This window comes from Agrobacterium sp. 22-226-1 (assembly GCF_053522345.1).
Genome location: NZ_JBNWCP010000004.1, coordinates 316,910 through 331,506 on the forward strand (window position 1 = coordinate 316,910; position 14,597 = coordinate 331,506).

The following is a 14,597-nucleotide window of genomic DNA, read 5'->3' on the forward strand; positions in this document are numbered from 1 at the left end:
TTCCCTGCTGCTTGCGTAGGCATACCTCTCCGTCATGCCGGGCTTGACCCGGCATCCAGCCGCGGCGCGTCTGCGCCGTGAGAAGAGTCTCCTGCGATCAAGGACTTGATCGCGCTGGACCCCGGATCTAGTCCGGGGTGACGGCGTGTGAGGAGGCGTCACCGCCTCCTCGTCTTGCTCATCATTACTCGACGGCCTTCACTTCTTTCCGCGTCGCAATCAGCGAACCGATGATGCCGGTTGCGAGGATGGCGACCGTGACGCCAAGCGAGACGGCCGGCGGGATCTTGGCGATGCCGAGCATGTCGGCCACGAAAATCTTGGAACCGACGAAGACCAGAACCGCAGCCAATGCATATTTCAGATAAGCGAAGCGGTGGATCAGGGCGGCGAGCGCAAAATAGAGGGCGCGCAGGCCAAGGATCGCGAAAATATTCGAGGTGTAGACGATAAACGGATCGGTGGTGATCGCGAAGATCGCCGGGATCGAATCGACCGCGAAGATCAGGTCGGCGATTTCGACCATGATGAGCGCCAGGAAGAGCGGCGTCACGAAGGTATTCAGCTTGCCGGTGGCTGCATCCGGTTCCTTGACGAAGAATTTTTCGCCATGCAGCTTCTCCGTTACCGGCAGGCGACTGCGCAGGAACTTCAGGATGCGGTTATTGCCGATGTCGTTCTCGTCATGGTCGGACGAAAACAGCATCTTGAGGCCGGTAAAGACGAGGAAGGCCGCGAAAAGATAAAGCACCCAGTGGAAGTTTTCCACGATGGCCGCACCACCGGCGATCATGATGCCGCGCAGGATGATGACGCCGAGGATACCCCAGAGCAGCACGCGGTGCTGATATTGGCGGGGAATGGCGAAATAGGAGAAAATCATCGCGATGATGAAGATATTGTCCATCGCCAGGCTTTTTTCGACAACAAAGCCGGTGACATATTCCATCGCCGATTGCTGGCCGGACTGATACCAGATCCAGCCGCCAAAGGCCAAGCCGATGGCGATGTAGAAGCCCGACATCAGCAGGCTTTCACGAATGCCGATTTCCTTGGAATTCTTGTGCAGCACGCCGAGATCGAGCGCCAGGAGGCCAAGGACGAGAGAAATGAAGACCGCCCACATCCATGTGGGGGTGCCGAGAAAATCCGATAGAAGAAAGTCCATCAGTCAACCTTTAGCCGGACGAGGTTGGCTTTACGGATGGGGAACGTGTGTCAAGAATATACGTGGCCCCCAACCTTAACAAACTCGACATCACGTGTTGTCCGGTAACACGCCAGAGGGGCCCGAGTTCTGATCACGATGGAGAGATGGGTGGGCCCTTTCGCTTTTCAAGAGGAGACTTCAGAAAAAAGCGAAAAGCCTTGTTTGACAAAACCGTGAAAGCTCTGTAGAAGCCGCCCCAACGCCGGGCAGTGATGTCCGGTGTGTTTTGTTGACTGCCCTGCAGTTTAAGAACTGACGTTCGGCGGTCAATATCACCGACATGTCCCGTGGTTTCTCCATTTGCATGTGAGAAGCCTGTCAGAGGCCCTGAAACGGGCCTCAGAGGAGGGCGTGTTTCCTTAAACCGGTCTGGCAACAGGCCGGCATAAACCTTTGAGAAGGAAATACGATGAGCAAGCGCGAATCGGCTAAGTATAAAATTGACCGCCGCATGGGCGAAAACATCTGGGGCCGTCCGAAGTCCCCGGTCAACCGCCGCGAATACGGCCCGGGCCAGCACGGCCAGCGCCGCAAGGGCAAGATGAGCGACTTCGGCACGCAGCTGCGCGCCAAGCAGAAGCTTAAGGGCTACTACGGCGAACTGCGCGAAAAGCAGTTCCGCGCCACCTTCGACGAAGCAAACCGTCGCAAGGGTGACACCTCCGAGAACCTGATCGGCCTGCTCGAGTCGCGTCTGGACGCCATCGTCTACCGCGCCAAGTTCGTTCCGACCGTTTTCGCATCGCGCCAGTTCATCAACCATGGCCACGTCACGGTTAACGGCGTTCGCGTCAACATCGGTTCTTACCGCTGCAAGCCGGGCGACGTTATCGAAGTTCGCCAGAAGTCCAAGCAGCTCGTAACCGTTCTGGAAGCCGTTCAGCTCGCTGAGCGCGACGTTCCGGACTACATCGAAGTTGACCACAACAAGATGGTTGCGACCTACGCCCGCGTTCCGGCTCTCTCCGACGTGCCGTACCCGGTCGTCATGGAACCGCATCTGGTCGTCGAATTCTACTCGCGTTAATCGACGCGTTTCAGTATTCAGGAAGCCGCCCTTCGGGGCGGCTTTTTTGTTTGCGGGGAAGGCTTTGCATGCAGGACATTCAGGCGATCGTCGATGCCATTTACGACAGCATGGCGCCGAGGCTCGGCGAGGGGAAGGTCGCGGATTACATTCCCGAACTTGCCAAGGTCGATCCCAATCAGTTCGGCATCGCCATCACCACTGTCGATGGAACCACCTATACGGCCGGCAATGCGCTGACGCCGTTTTCGATCCAGAGTATCTCCAAGGTCTTCATGCTGACGCTGGCGCTCGGCAAGGCGGGGGAAACGGTGTGGAACCGGGTGGGGCGCGAGCCTTCAGGCTCCTCCTTCAATTCCATCGTCCAGCTTGAGCATGAGCACGGAATCCCGCGCAATCCCTTCGTTAATGCCGGAGCGATCGTGGTCACCGATATCGTGCTTGCCGGCCACCAGCCGCGCGAGGCAATCGGTGAGCTTCTGCGTTTCGTGCGTTACCTCGCGGACGATGACACGATCAGCATCGACGATACGGTGGCGAAATCCGAGCAGGCGACGGGGTTCCGCAATTTCGCGCTCGCCAATTTCATGCGTTCCTTCGGCAATCTGCACCATCCCGTCGAATATACGCTCGGTGTTTATTTCCACCAGTGCGCGCTTTCCATGACCTGCGCTCAGCTTTCCCGCGCTGGCCTTTTCCTCGCCAATCGCGGCCGCAATCCGCTGACCGGCCACACGGTCGTTTCGGACCGGCGGGCGCGACGCATCAATGCGCTGATGCTGACCTGCGGCCATTATGACGGATCGGGCGATTTCGCCTATCATGTCGGCCTGCCGGGCAAGAGCGGCGTCGGCGGCGGCATCATGGCGGTGGCGCCCGGCAATGCATCGATTGCGGTCTGGTCGCCGGGGCTCAACAAGGTCGGCAATTCGGCGCTCGGGTCACAGGCGCTGGAAATGCTGGCGACGAAAACAGGCTGGTCGGTATTCGGGGCTTGATATTGCCGGCGGATGGGGGCATTGCCTGCATTAAGAACGGCAGTCGTGCCGGAGCGAGCTGATGATGAACATTCTCACCAAGATCGATGATTTTGTAGATCAGGCCGGGGCCGACCGGATCGGGGCGGATCAGGACGCGCCCGGGGAAAACGGCAGCTCGCATCCCCTGTTCGACAATGCGCCGCGGTCGGTCTCGTTCAACAAGCTGCGCAAGCGGCTGCTGCGCAATGTGCGCCAGGCCTTTGAAGATTTCGGCATGCTGAACGGCCAGAAGCGATGGCTTGTCGGCCTTTCCGGCGGCAAGGACAGCTATGGGCTGCTGGCGCTGCTGCTCGATCTCAAATGGCGCGGCCTTTTGCCGGTGGAACTGGTGGCCTGCAATCTCGATCAGGGCCAGCCGAATTTTCCCAAACACGTGTTGCCGGACTATCTGGCGAAGATTGGTGTGCCCCATCGCATCGAATATCGCGACACCTATTCCGTGGTGAAGGAAAAGGTGCCGTCCGGCGGCACCTACTGTTCGCTCTGTTCGCGGCTTCGGCGCGGCAATCTCTACCGCATCGCGCGGGAGGAGGGCTGCGACGCATTGCTGCTCGGCCATCACCGCGAGGATATTCTCGAAACCTTCTTCATGAACTTCTTCCACGGCGGCCGGCTGGCCGGAATGCCGGCGAAGCTTTTGAACGACGAGGGCGACCTGATGGTCATGCGCCCGCTTGCCTATTGCGCCGAAGAGGATATGGCGAAATTTGCGGCGGCGATGGAATTCCCGATCATTCCCTGCGACCTCTGCGGCTCGCAGGATGGGCTTCAGCGCAATGCCATGAAGGAGATGCTGGCCGACATCGAACGGCGTATGCCGGGCCGCAAGGACGTGATGCTGCGGGCGCTTGCCCATGTCAATCCGTCACATCTGCTCGATCCGAAGCTTTTTGATTTTTCGGCGCTTTCTGTCACCGGGGCGTCACCTGAAGAGCGTAGGGAGGCCAACTCCCCCTTATGAAGAAGTGCCCCGTCCGATGACCCTTTCCGACAAAGATATCGACTTCCTCGTTTCCACCGTTGCCGCTGCCGGCGCGAATGAAATTCTTCCCCGCTTCCGAAACCTGAGCGCCGATGCGATCTCCGAAAAGACCTCCGCCGTCGATCTGGTCACCGAGGCCGATGTTCTGGCGGAAAAGGCGATAACAGCTGCTCTCCTTCAGCGATTTCCGAAGGCCCATATCGTCGGCGAAGAGGCCTATGAGGCGGACCAATCCGTCATTCCCGCACTTGCCGATGCGCCGCTTGCCTTCGTGATCGACCCCATCGACGGCACTTTCAATTATGCTTCCGGTTTTCCCGCTTTCGGCACGCTGCTTGCGGTCACCGTCAGGGGCGAGACGGTGGCGGGCATCATCCACGATCCGGTGATGGGCGATACCATCGTTGCCCTGAAAGGCGAGGGCGCGTTTCTCAACCGCAGGAACGGTTCGCAGGCGAAGCTCAGGGTTGCCGATCCCGCGCCATTATCCGACATGGTCGGCATCTTTTCCTGGGGCCACAGCCATCAGGATCGCCGGCCGGTGATTGCCGCCAATATGGCGAAGATCAAGATGGCGCTGTCGCTCAATTGCTCGGCACATGAATACTGGCTCGCCTCGGCTGGCAAGCTGCATTTCATCGGCCATGAAAAGCTGATGCCGTGGGATCATCTCGCCGGCGTGCTGATTCATCAGGAGGCGGGCGGTTACACGGCCCGTTTCGACAATACGCCCTATCGGCCGGGGCAAACGGAGGGCGGCATTCTGTCTGCTCCCGACAAGGAAAGCTGGAAGATGCTGCGACGGGAAATCGTCGCTTTATAGTCGTTACGCTCAGAAAGAAGGATATCGCCCATGGCTCTCGAACTCGACATCGCCTCTCTTGCCAATGCGCTTCAGGAGGCGGCGGCAGTGGAAATCCTGCCGCGGTTCCGCAATCTGGGCGAAGGCGATGTGCGGATCAAGACCGAGGCGATAGACCTCGTCACCGAGGCTGACGAGGCCGCCGAGCGGCTGATCCGTGCGCGTGTGCAGGACATTATGCCGGATGCACTGTTCATTGGCGAAGAGGCGGTGGCGGCGGATGCGTCGCTGCTGGGCAAGCTTGCCGATGCCGATCTTGCCGTGGTGGTCGATCCCATCGACGGCACCTATAATTTCGCTTCCGGCCTGCCGCTTTTCGGCGTGATGATGAGCGTCATCTCCAAGGGTGAGACCGTTGCCGGCCTGATCTTCGATCCGATGGGCAATGATTGGGCGATTGCCGAAAAGGGTTCCGGCGCCTGGCTTTGCAGCGCCGACGGTTCGCAGACCCAGATGTCGGTCGTGCCGGCCCCGGAATTGTCGCAGATGGTCGGCATCGCCAATACCGGCTATTTCGACGTGGAAACACGGCGCAAGATCCTGACGAACCTCGCCGATGTGCGGCTCTTCACCAGCTATCGCTGCGCGGCGCATGAATATCGCCTGTTCTGCGGCGGCCACATGCATTTCCTGATGTATAACAAGCTGATGCCCTGGGACCATCTGGCCGGCACGCTGCTGTCGCAGGAGGCGGGCGCTTACGCGGCACGCCTCGACGGCTCGCCCTATCTGCCGAGTCATGTGGATGGCGGGCTGCTGCTCGCGCCGGATCAGGAGACGTGGGAACTGCTGCGGGAGAAGATTTTTACGGTTTGAGTCCGGAGTGACATTGGATAAATTGAACCGTCAATCAATAAAAAGGGCGCGGAACAGAATTCCGCGCCCTTTTATTTTTCTATTGCCCCTCAGCGGGTCGGCTTGTTATGCGCCTGAAACAACACGCCCTTTTCGCCGATCAGCACGAAGATGAGGCCGACGATGGAGACGGCGAAGAAGCCCGCCACCATGGGCAGCGCCGTGCCGTCGAAAGACTGGCCGATGGCCGCGCCGATCAGCGAGCCGCCGACGGTTCCCATGAAGCCCATGACGGACGATGCGGTGCCGGCGACGTGGCCGAGCGGCTCCATGGCCAGCGAGTTGAAGTTCGAACCGATCCAGCCGAACTGGAACATGGCGAGCGCAAAGAACACGATGAAGATGGCGAAGGGCATCGGTTCCGGCCCCAGCACCTGCACCAGCAGCCAGACGAAGGTGATGGCGATGAAACCAAGCAGCGAGCCGTGCGACAGCTTGCGCATGCCGAACCGGCCGACCAGCCTTGCATTGACGAAGGACGAGAAGGCCATGAACAGCGCCACGCCCGCAAAGGCTGCCGCAAACCATGCGCCGAGCCCGTAAATGCCCTTATAGACCTGTTCGACCGAGTTGATGAAGCCGAACAGCGCCCCGAAGATGAAGGTGCTGGAGAGCGTATAGCAGAGCGCGATACGGTTGGTGAGCACGATCTTGAAACCGCCGAGGATCGAGCTTGCGGTCAGGGGGCGGATATCGTCCGGATGCAGGGTTTCCGGCAGGCGGAAATACATCCAGGCCGTCACCACGGCGGCAATGGCCGCCATGAAAGCGAAGATCAGGTGCCAGTCACCGAAAAACAGCACGATCTGGCCTGTGCCGGGTGCAATGACCGGCACGACCATGAAGACCATCATGATCAGCGACATGACTTCCGCCATCTGCCGTCCGCCATAGATGTCACGCACGATGGAGACCGTGATGACACGCGTGGCCGCCGAACCGATGCCCTGAATGAAGCGCAGCATCAGAAGCCCGGAGAAGGACGGTACGAAGACCACGGCGATGGCTGAAACGATGTAGATGGCAAGCCCGACGAACATCGGCTTACGGCGTCCGAAGCGGTCCGAAATCGGTCCGTAGAGAAGCTGGGCGATGCCGAAGCCGAGAAGATAGGCGGAAATCACATATTGGCGGTGGTTTTCGTTCTCGACGCCCAGCGAAGCGCCGATTTCCTGAAGACCGGGCAGCATGATGTCGATGGCGAGCGCGTTCAGCGCCATCAGCATCGCGGCAAGCGCGATGAATTCCGTGCGCCCCATCGAGCCTGCGCGCGAAGCGGTGGATTGTGAAAGATTTGTCACAGGATTGCCCCAAAAAGAACGGCAAAGGCGTTGCATGAAGCAACGCCTGGCATAAATTTCTGACAATCAGGGTGGGCCGGATGAACCGGCCGAAATCAGGCCGCGCCGCGGACGCTGATACCCTGTTCTTGGAAGTGGTTTTGAAGTTCGCCGGACTGGAACATCTCTCTTACGATGTCACAGCCGCCGACGAATTCGCCCTTGACGTAGAGCTGCGGGATGGTCGGCCAGTTGGAGTAGTCCTTGATGCCCTGGCGGATATCTGCATCGGCAAGCACGTTGATGCCCTTGTAGTCGACGCCGAGATAATCGAGGATCTGTACCACCTGGCCGGAAAAACCGCACTGCGGAAATTGCGGGGTGCCCTTCATGAAAAGAACGATATCGTTGCTCTTCACTTCGCTGTCGATCATGTCGTGAATGCCGCTCATAGGCCTATTCCTTTCACATGCGGTTCAAGGCCGCTGCTTTCTGTTAGCCTCTAAATAACATGTCGCGGCGCGATTTCCACCCGGAAAGCGTAAAAAATACACTGATGTGGCATTGCTGATTGCAGCTCGAAGCTCGGGCTACCAGCGCGTCATCCCAGACGGATCAGAAAAGTTGAGCATGATCTTTCCAATCGGCTCCCGTCGCCTCCAGACTGACTTCACTATGGCACCTGTTTTGCCGTTGTAGAAATCAAGTTCCTTTTTGTTCTCGAATATCACGGTTTCGTGGCCGCTGTTAAACGAGCAGTCATTCTCGCACTGGATTTCGATCTCGCTATAGGAGCGACCCGCTTTAAGATCGATAATTAATTTTGGGTTTTCCTGTTCTACGAGCCGGCAAGTTTTTCCGGTTTTGCACAGCGCTGTGCCCGATATCCTCTCAGCGCTAGCAAGCGTGACGATGAAGCCGACTTTAACGTCTTTGCCGTCTTCAACCTCTGCATTGCCTTGCAGCGGTCCCGAAATCGCCAGTAGCGAAAAAATGGGGAGCAGGCGGAGACGACGCATCATTTATATCTCTGTCGGCTGCGGGCAGCGGCCGTGCGTCTTTTGCTCACCTGTTTCTTGGCTGGCTTGGGTTTGACGGCGGCGTTGATCGCGGCTTCCAGAACGGAGCCGACGATGCCGCCGGCCAGCGAGCCGGTGCTTTTCGTCCGACGCGTGCGGCGGGTCTTGCGGATGCCAGTCTTGGTGAGTATTTCAGACAGCGCGCCCTTGACGACGCCGTTGAGTACTTGATCGACGATGCCAGACAAATTTCCCTCACCGATAAATAAATCACATTTCCGTCGCGATTTTTACTATACGTGCATCGCCCGCTGTATCAAGCGATCCTTTCGGGTGTCTCTAGCGCGCATTTGCTTTCTTCCGAAACGCAAAAGCGCGCTATCTCTTTGTTTTTACGCATTGTCCTGACGTAAAAGCGATTGCGCTTTTACTGGAAATGCTCCGGCCGAAGGTTCATGCATGCCAGCCGTCAAATCACGACTTGTTCTTTATTTCCCCGGTTTCGATCCGCTCGATGCGGCCGCCCATCATCTGCGTTACCAGCGGGCGGCGGCGCTCTCCGGCAAGACATGGGATGTCGATTATGCCGTGGGGCCGCTGGAGAATGCGCCCGGGGGCGAAACATTCACGGTGGAGGCCTCGGCGGGCGACTGGCGGACGCGCTCCGACATTTTCGTTTACGACCATAATGCGGTGATATCGCAATTGCGGGATGAGCCCGTCTGGCGGCAGATCTGGCTCGGTTTCAAGGCCGGAGCCGGCATCATCGCCGAGGGCGGTGCGGCGCGTTACTTCCGCCACGCCTGGCGTTTTGGCCTGTTCTTCATCTTTCCGTTTCTGCTGATGCTTGTCGGCGGTGCGCTTGCGGCGGCTATTGCCCTGGTGCCCTTAATTTTCGCTCTACCTCTCTGGTTCTTGGCGATCAGCCTTCCCGTCGCCGCCCTGTTTTTCGTGAAGGCTTTCCTGCCATTTGCGGAGCGGTTTCATACCCTGCATCTTTATGCGGACTGGCGGTTCGCGCTCGCGGTCGGCCGCGATGAGCCGATGGCCCGTGACTGGATCGAGGAGAGGGCAGCGCTCGTTCTGACAGCGCTGGAGCAGCCCGCGGATGAGGTTCTGGTGGTGTCGCACAGCATGGGCGCCAGCCTTGCGCTCGCCGTGATTGGCCGTGTGCTGGAACTGAAGCCGGATGCGCTGGATGGCCGGAAACTGTCCTTTGCGACCTTGGGCGGCGCGGCGCTGCAATGTGCGTTCCTGTCGAGCGCGGACCGGCTTCGCGAGAGCGTCGGTTCGATTGCGCGTCACCCGGAGGTGACATGGTTCGATATCCAATGCCTGACCGATCCGATTCATCTTTACCGGTGCAATACCGTGGGCCTGACCGGTCACAGGGATGCGCCGCAGCCGAAGATCGTACCGATCCGTTTCAAGCATTCGCTCTCGCCGGATCGTTATAAGAAGAACAAGCGCAACTTCCTGCGCATGCACCGGCAATATGTGCTGGGGCCGGACCGCAGATCCGGTTACGATTTTACCCTGCTGACGGCGGGGCCTTTGCCTGCCGCCTCCTTCGCCGCTCTGGATTCGCAGACGCCGCCCGCCTTGTAAGCGGCGACGACCCATTCGGCCGGACATGAAAAAAGGCCCGCGTGAGAGTATCACGCGGGCCTTGATTTATTCCGCAGGTTTCACGCTCTGCCGCAGGCGGGACAGAGACGGTCTGTTGCCGGAACCGCTTTCACGGGCGCAATCATTCGGGAGCCGAGGTCTGCAGGGCAAGGGCATGCAGAACGCCGCCCATATTGCCCTTCAGCGCGTCATAGACCATCTGGTGCTGCTGCACGCGGGTCTTGCCCTTGAATGCTTCCGCAACGACTTCCGCCGCGTAATGATCGCCATCACCGGCCAGATCGCGGATCGTGACCTTTGCCCCGGGAATTCCCGCCTTAATCATGTCTTCAATGTCGCCGGGTTTCATGGGCATGGTGTTTCTCCTTAATTCATTCTGCGGCGAGCAAAGTTTCGCCGTCCATGAATTGAGGGAACCACGATTCATAGGCCAAGTGCAATTCTTTAATCTCGACAGCCCGCGCCGTGCCCAGCTTTACGGTGGAACCGCCGGTAACGCCGATGACCGGGCAGGAAACGCCCGCCGCCTTCGCCGCTGTCTGCACCTCGTCGAGATCGGCCTTTTTGACCGTCAGAACGTAACGGCCCTGATCTTCGCCGTAGAAGGTGAGGACCGGGTTGTGGCCTTCGACCGCGTCGATGGTCGCGCCGATGCCCGACGAAATCGCCATTTCGGCGACTGCAAGTGCCAGACCGCCCGAGGAGCAATCATGAACGGCGGTGGCAAGACCGTCGGTGATGAGGCTGCGGACGAAATCGCCGTTGTTCTTTTCAGCGGCCAGATCGACATGCGGCGCCGGACCATCGATGCGGCCATGAATGTCACGCATGTAAACCGACTGGGCGATGTGCGTGCCGAGGCCGGCAGGGGCGCCGACCAGCAGCACCACGTCGTCAGCGGCGGCGAAACGGATGCGCGCCATGCGGCCCCAGTCCTTCAGGAGGCCGACGCCGCCGATGGTGGGGGTGGGCAGGATCGCCTGACCGTTGGTCTCGTTATAGAGCGAGACGTTGCCGGAAACGATCGGGAATTCCAGCACACGGCAGGCTTCGCCGATGCCCTTGATGGCATGGACCAGCTGGCTCATGATCTCGGGCTTTTCCGGGTTGCCGAAATTGAGGTTGTCGGTTGCCGCCAGCGGCAAAGCGCCGGTTGCGGTGATGTTGCGCCAGCATTCGGCGACGGCCTGCTTACCGCCTTCGAACGGGTCGGCCTCAACATAACGCGGCGTCACGTCGGAGGAGAAGGCGAGCGCCTTCTTGTCATGGCCTTCGACGCGAACCACGCCGGCGTCGCCGCCGGGAAGCTGCAGCGAATTGCCCTGGATCAGCGTGTCATACTGTTCGTAAACCCAGCGGCGCGAGGAATTGTTGGCCGAACCGACCAGCGACACCAGCGCATCGGCGATATCGGCGGCGGGGACGTCGTTTTCCGCCAGCGGCGCGGGCACCTTGGCGGGTGTCCACGGGCGGTCATATTCCGGGGCCTGATCGCCCAGTTCCTTGATCGGCAGGTTGGCGACTTCCTCGCCATTGTGCAGCACGCGGAAACGCAGATCATCGGTGGTCTTGCCGACGATAGCGAAGTCCAGACCCCACTTGACGAAGATCGCCTTGGCGACCTCTTCCTTGGAAGGTTCGAGAACCATGAGCATGCGCTCCTGGCTTTCCGAGAGCATCATTTCGTAAGCCGTCATCCGCTCTTCGCGCACCGGTACGGCGTTCAAGTCAAGCTCGATGCCGAGATCGCCCTTGGCGCCCATTTCGACAGCCGAGCAGGTGAGGCCGGCCGCACCCATGTCCTGAATGGCGATGACCGCACCGGTCTTCATCAGCTCGAGGCAGGCTTCCAGCAGGCACTTTTCGGTGAAGGGGTCGCCGACCTGAACGGTCGGGCGCTTTTCCTCGATGGATTCGTCGAATTCGGCGGACGCCATGGTCGCACCGCCGACACCGTCGCGGCCGGTCTTTGCGCCGAGATAAACGACCGGCAGGCCGACGCCCTTGGCTTCCGAAAGGAAGATCGCGTTGGACTTGGCAAGACCGGCGGCAAAGGCGTTGACGAGGATGTTGCCGTTATAACGCGGGTCGAATTCCACCTCGCCGCCAACGGTCGGCACACCGAAGGAATTGCCGTAACCGCCGACACCGGCGACGACGCCGGCCACGAGGTGGCGGGTCTTCGGATGGTCGGGCGCGCCGAAGCGGAGCGCGTTCATGGCGGCGATGGGGCGGGCGCCCATGGTGAAGACGTCACGCAGGATGCCGCCGACACCGGTTGCCGCACCCTGATAGGGCTCGATATAGGACGGGTGGTTGTGGCTTTCCATCTTGAAGACGACGCAGTCCCCATCGTCGATATCGACCACGCCGGCGTTCTCGCCAGGGCCCTGAATGACGCGCGGACCCTTGGTCGGCAGGGTCTTCAGCCACTTCTTGGAGGACTTGTAGGAGCAGTGCTCGTTCCACATGGCCGAGAAGATGCCAAGCTCGGTAAAGCTCGGCTCCCGTCCGATCAGGTCGAGGATACGCTGGTATTCGTCGGGCTTCAGCCCGTGGGATGCAACGAGTTCCGGGGTGATCTTGATGGAGTTTGAGATAGACATAGGTCTCACGCGGTTCGAGCCGAGGAAAGTTTCCGGTTCTTTAGCGCAAGAGGCTCCATGGTGCGACAGGAAAATGCGCCGCTTTGCCGGCTAATTGGTGGTTTATGCGGTTATTCACCCGTTGCGGGCGGTGCCCGCAACGCTGCGACCCGTATCAGGCCACGCTTTCATAGCCGGCGGAGCCGTTATCCAGCAGGTGGCGGAGGATGCCGAAGGCATGGGTCAGCTCCTCGCGGGTGGAGGGCCCGGAAAAGCTGATGCGGATGCGGTGGAAAACCTTGTCCGTCCGGCCGGCCTTGAACTCGTCCTCGTCATCGATCAGCACGCCTTCCTTCATCGCTGCGCTGCGGAAGGTGCCGGAAAGCCATGGTTCGGGCAGTCTCAGCCACAGGAAGGCGATATCGGGCAGCGAATTGAAGTCCAGCCCGGTAAAGACGCGCCGGGCAATCGCCTCGCGCCCGTTCAGTTCGGCGATGCAATCCTTGCGGATATCGTGGGCGTCGCCGCTATTGACGAGGCGCGCATTCAGTTCGGCCAGCATGAAGGGCAGGCCGCCCGTCATCATCGAGTGGGAAATACGGATGCGCGAGGAATATTGCGCGGGACAGGCGACCCAGCCGCCGCGTACGCCGGCGGCGACGGATTTCGACAGGCCGCCGACGACGAAGGTAATGTCGGGCGCGAATTCGGCAATCAGCGGGATCGCATCGCGCGTCATCGCGCCATAAAGATTGTCCTCGACGATCCACACGCCGTAGCGGCGCGCGATATCGGCAATCGCGCGGCGGCGCTCTTCCGGCAGGGTGGCGCAGGTCGGGTTCTGGCCGGACGACATCAGGAAGATCATCTTGGGATGCTGCTGGGCGCAGACGCGTTCGAAATCATCCGGGACAATACCGTTCTCATCCACCTCCACCAGCGTCACCCGCCGGCCGGCAAGGGCGGCGCTGCGGCTGATGTGGGAATAGGTGACGGGTTCGAAGACGATGCGGTCGCCCGGCGCGGTCATCGCGGACATCACGCTCATCACCGCCGCATGGGCGCCAAGCGTCGAAACGATGTTTTCCGGCTTCGGCGACCAGCCGTTCTGGGAAAGCCAGCGAACGCCCGCCATACACCAGTTGTCGGGAAACGAGCGGGCATAATTGGTAATGTCGTGGGGATGCTCTCTGGTCACCGCCTCGATGTGCCGGGCGATCAGCCCGCTCTGGCCGACATCCGGCGCGGCGGTGGTGTTCAACCGGAATTCGGCGCTGGTGTCGACGGCGTGGCGCGTGCTGCCGAAGGCGGCCGTTGTCGGCTCCATGGGCAATGACGGGGCAGGGGTCTTGCGCTCATTGACATAGGTGCCGCGTCCGACCTCACCGCTGACGAGGCCACGCTCATGGATCAGCGCATAGGCCCGGCTGATTGTGCCGATTGTCACACCGAGATCGTAGGCAAGATTGCGCTGCGGCGGCAGTTTCGAACCGGCCTGCAGGATGCCGTCGGAAATCGCGCCTTCGATACTGTCGGCGAGGCGCAGGTAAATCGGGCCATCGCCCTCGGTAATGTCGGGAAGCCAATTTGTCATGGTGACAATTTATGCATTGTATCTACTCTCAAGTCAATTGTATTTATTGTCTGCATTGAATGAGGCCAAACGCACGGAGACAATAGGTGCAATATGCGCAAGATGGATCAATACCTTTCGACAGCGGATACACTCTATCCTGACGGCTACGAACGGGAACGCGTGTTCCGCGATGCTGGCGACATGGTCGCACCGGCGCCCTTTCCGGCCAGGATCGCCCACACGCTTATTGGTCGCCTGATTGCGGGCGTGTCCTCATGGCAGCGGAAACGTCAGGGACGTTTTGCCCTGCGGGAACTTTCGGACGATCTGCTGGACGATATCGGCGTTACGCGGGATGAAGCCTTGAAGGAGGCGGCGAAATCCCGGCTGTTTTCCTGGCCGCCGCGGCCGCTTTGATTTTTTGTCGGAGAGCGGCGCCTTCTTTCCCCGGCGCCAAGCAGCCATTCGGCAACCCGCCACGCCAATCCCAACCGGCGCTGGCGGGTTTTTTTATGCCGGCCGCGTTCTCACG

General features: G+C 60.0%; 15 protein-coding genes. 7 read left to right on the top strand and 8 right to left on the bottom strand.

The annotated features are described in order from the left end of the window. Nucleotides 1-184: 184 nt before the first annotated feature. Nucleotides 185-1,168: a TerC family protein gene (locus tag ACQZ5K_RS09620; protein WP_448740225.1), complete on the bottom strand. Its 984-nt coding sequence runs from the start codon at nt 1,166-1,168 to the stop codon at nt 185-187. Nucleotides 1,169-1,619: 451 nt separating this feature from the next. Here ACQZ5K_RS09620 and rpsD point away from each other — a divergent pair, with 451 nt between their 5' ends. The 5 genes from rpsD to ACQZ5K_RS09645 all read left to right on the top strand — a co-directional run bounded on the left by rpsD (nt 1,620) and on the right by ACQZ5K_RS09645 (nt 5,937). Next, nucleotides 1,620-2,237: a 30S ribosomal protein S4 gene (gene rpsD / locus ACQZ5K_RS09625; RefSeq protein ID WP_003520423.1), complete on the top strand. Its 618-nt coding sequence runs from the start codon at nt 1,620-1,622 to the stop codon at nt 2,235-2,237. Nucleotides 2,238-2,305: 68 nt separating this feature from the next. Continuing rightward, nucleotides 2,306-3,235 carry a glutaminase gene (locus ACQZ5K_RS09630; RefSeq protein WP_448740226.1) on the top strand — a complete coding sequence of 310 codons (930 nt, stop codon included), beginning with the start codon at nt 2,306-2,308 and terminating at the stop codon, nt 3,233-3,235. A gap of 61 nt (nt 3,236-3,296) precedes the next feature. Next, the gene (gene ttcA / locus ACQZ5K_RS09635; RefSeq protein ID WP_448740227.1) at nt 3,297-4,238 is read left to right on the top strand and encodes a tRNA 2-thiocytidine(32) synthetase TtcA; all 942 of its coding nucleotides are present in this window, start codon (nt 3,297-3,299) and stop codon (nt 4,236-4,238) included. Nucleotides 4,239-4,254: 16 nt separating this feature from the next. Beyond that, nucleotides 4,255-5,082: an inositol monophosphatase family protein gene (locus tag ACQZ5K_RS09640; RefSeq protein ID WP_448740228.1), complete on the top strand. Its 828-nt coding sequence runs from the start codon at nt 4,255-4,257 to the stop codon at nt 5,080-5,082. A 30-nt stretch (nt 5,083-5,112) separates the two neighbouring features. Next, entirely contained in the window at nt 5,113-5,937 is an 825-nt protein-coding gene (locus ACQZ5K_RS09645) for an inositol monophosphatase family protein (RefSeq protein ID WP_174039360.1), read from the top strand. A gap of 89 nt (nt 5,938-6,026) precedes the next feature. Here the strand turns inward: ACQZ5K_RS09645 and ACQZ5K_RS09650 are convergent, their stop codons facing one another. From ACQZ5K_RS09650 to ACQZ5K_RS09665, 4 genes are all read right to left on the bottom strand, one after another. After that, on the bottom strand, nt 6,027-7,235 hold the full coding sequence (locus ACQZ5K_RS09650; protein ID WP_065655211.1) for a multidrug effflux MFS transporter: 1,209 nt from the start codon (nt 7,233-7,235) through the stop codon (nt 6,027-6,029). 137 nt (nt 7,236-7,372) lie between these two features. Then, on the bottom strand, nt 7,373-7,708 hold the full coding sequence (grxD, locus tag ACQZ5K_RS09655; protein WP_003520429.1) for a Grx4 family monothiol glutaredoxin: 336 nt from the start codon (nt 7,706-7,708) through the stop codon (nt 7,373-7,375). A 138-nt stretch (nt 7,709-7,846) separates the two neighbouring features. Further along, nucleotides 7,847-8,278: a hypothetical protein gene (locus tag ACQZ5K_RS09660; protein ID WP_448740229.1), complete on the bottom strand. Its 432-nt coding sequence runs from the start codon at nt 8,276-8,278 to the stop codon at nt 7,847-7,849. Then, entirely contained in the window at nt 8,275-8,523 is a 249-nt protein-coding gene (locus tag ACQZ5K_RS09665) for a hypothetical protein (RefSeq protein WP_448740230.1), read from the bottom strand. The genes ACQZ5K_RS09660 and ACQZ5K_RS09665 overlap by 4 nt, the downstream gene beginning before the upstream one ends. Nucleotides 8,524-8,734: 211 nt before the next feature. Between ACQZ5K_RS09665 and ACQZ5K_RS09670 the strand changes: the two genes are divergently transcribed. Then, nucleotides 8,735-9,883 carry a hypothetical protein gene (locus tag ACQZ5K_RS09670; RefSeq protein WP_448740231.1) on the top strand — a complete coding sequence of 383 codons (1,149 nt, stop codon included), beginning with the start codon at nt 8,735-8,737 and terminating at the stop codon, nt 9,881-9,883. 142 nt (nt 9,884-10,025) lie between these two features. Here ACQZ5K_RS09670 and ACQZ5K_RS09675 read toward each other — a convergent pair whose 3' ends face one another. From ACQZ5K_RS09675 to ACQZ5K_RS09685, 3 genes are all read right to left on the bottom strand, one after another. Then, the gene (locus tag ACQZ5K_RS09675) at nt 10,026-10,259 is read right to left on the bottom strand and encodes a BolA/IbaG family iron-sulfur metabolism protein (RefSeq protein ID WP_003507909.1); all 234 of its coding nucleotides are present in this window, start codon (nt 10,257-10,259) and stop codon (nt 10,026-10,028) included. Between the two features lie 16 nt (nt 10,260-10,275). Further along, nucleotides 10,276-12,510: a phosphoribosylformylglycinamidine synthase subunit PurL gene (gene purL / locus ACQZ5K_RS09680; RefSeq protein WP_448740232.1), complete on the bottom strand. Its 2,235-nt coding sequence runs from the start codon at nt 12,508-12,510 to the stop codon at nt 10,276-10,278. Between the two features lie 154 nt (nt 12,511-12,664). Next, nucleotides 12,665-14,083, bottom strand: a complete 1,419-nt coding sequence (locus ACQZ5K_RS09685) for an aminotransferase-like domain-containing protein (protein WP_448740233.1) — start codon at nt 14,081-14,083, stop codon at nt 12,665-12,667. Between the two features lie 93 nt (nt 14,084-14,176). Between ACQZ5K_RS09685 and ACQZ5K_RS09690 the strand changes: the two genes are divergently transcribed. Beyond that, nucleotides 14,177-14,482 (top strand): DUF1127 domain-containing protein, encoded by a 306-nt coding sequence (locus tag ACQZ5K_RS09690; RefSeq protein WP_080816742.1) that lies wholly within the window; start codon nt 14,177-14,179, stop codon nt 14,480-14,482. Nucleotides 14,483-14,597: the final 115 nt, after the last annotated feature.

Bases quoted from the DNA above. Each gene is read 5' to 3' on its own strand.
- ACQZ5K_RS09630 (WP_448740226.1), top strand. From the start codon at position 2,306: ATGCAGGACATTCAGGCGATCGTCGATGCCATTTACGACAGCATGGCG.
- rpsD (WP_003520423.1), top strand. From the start codon at position 1,620: ATGAGCAAGCGCGAATCGGCTAAGTATAAAATTGACCGCCGCATGGGC.
- ACQZ5K_RS09650 (WP_065655211.1), bottom strand. From the start codon at position 7,235: ATGGGGCGCACGGAATTCATCGCGCTTGCCGCGATGCTGATGGCGCTG.
- ACQZ5K_RS09675 (WP_003507909.1), bottom strand. From the start codon at position 10,259: ATGCCCATGAAACCCGGCGACATTGAAGACATGATTAAGGCGGGAATT.
- ttcA (WP_448740227.1), top strand. From the start codon at position 3,297: ATGATGAACATTCTCACCAAGATCGATGATTTTGTAGATCAGGCCGGG.
- purL (WP_448740232.1), bottom strand. From the start codon at position 12,510: ATGTCTATCTCAAACTCCATCAAGATCACCCCGGAACTCGTTGCATCC.
- ACQZ5K_RS09660 (WP_448740229.1), bottom strand. From the start codon at position 8,278: ATGATGCGTCGTCTCCGCCTGCTCCCCATTTTTTCGCTACTGGCGATT.
- ACQZ5K_RS09640 (WP_448740228.1), top strand. From the start codon at position 4,255: ATGACCCTTTCCGACAAAGATATCGACTTCCTCGTTTCCACCGTTGCC.
- ACQZ5K_RS09645 (WP_174039360.1), top strand. From the start codon at position 5,113: ATGGCTCTCGAACTCGACATCGCCTCTCTTGCCAATGCGCTTCAGGAG.
- ACQZ5K_RS09685 (WP_448740233.1), bottom strand. From the start codon at position 14,083: ATGACAAATTGGCTTCCCGACATTACCGAGGGCGATGGCCCGATTTAC.
- ACQZ5K_RS09620 (WP_448740225.1), bottom strand. From the start codon at position 1,168: ATGGACTTTCTTCTATCGGATTTTCTCGGCACCCCCACATGGATGTGG.
- ACQZ5K_RS09670 (WP_448740231.1), top strand. From the start codon at position 8,735: ATGCCAGCCGTCAAATCACGACTTGTTCTTTATTTCCCCGGTTTCGAT.
- grxD (WP_003520429.1), bottom strand. From the start codon at position 7,708: ATGAGCGGCATTCACGACATGATCGACAGCGAAGTGAAGAGCAACGAT.
- ACQZ5K_RS09690 (WP_080816742.1), top strand. From the start codon at position 14,177: ATGCGCAAGATGGATCAATACCTTTCGACAGCGGATACACTCTATCCT.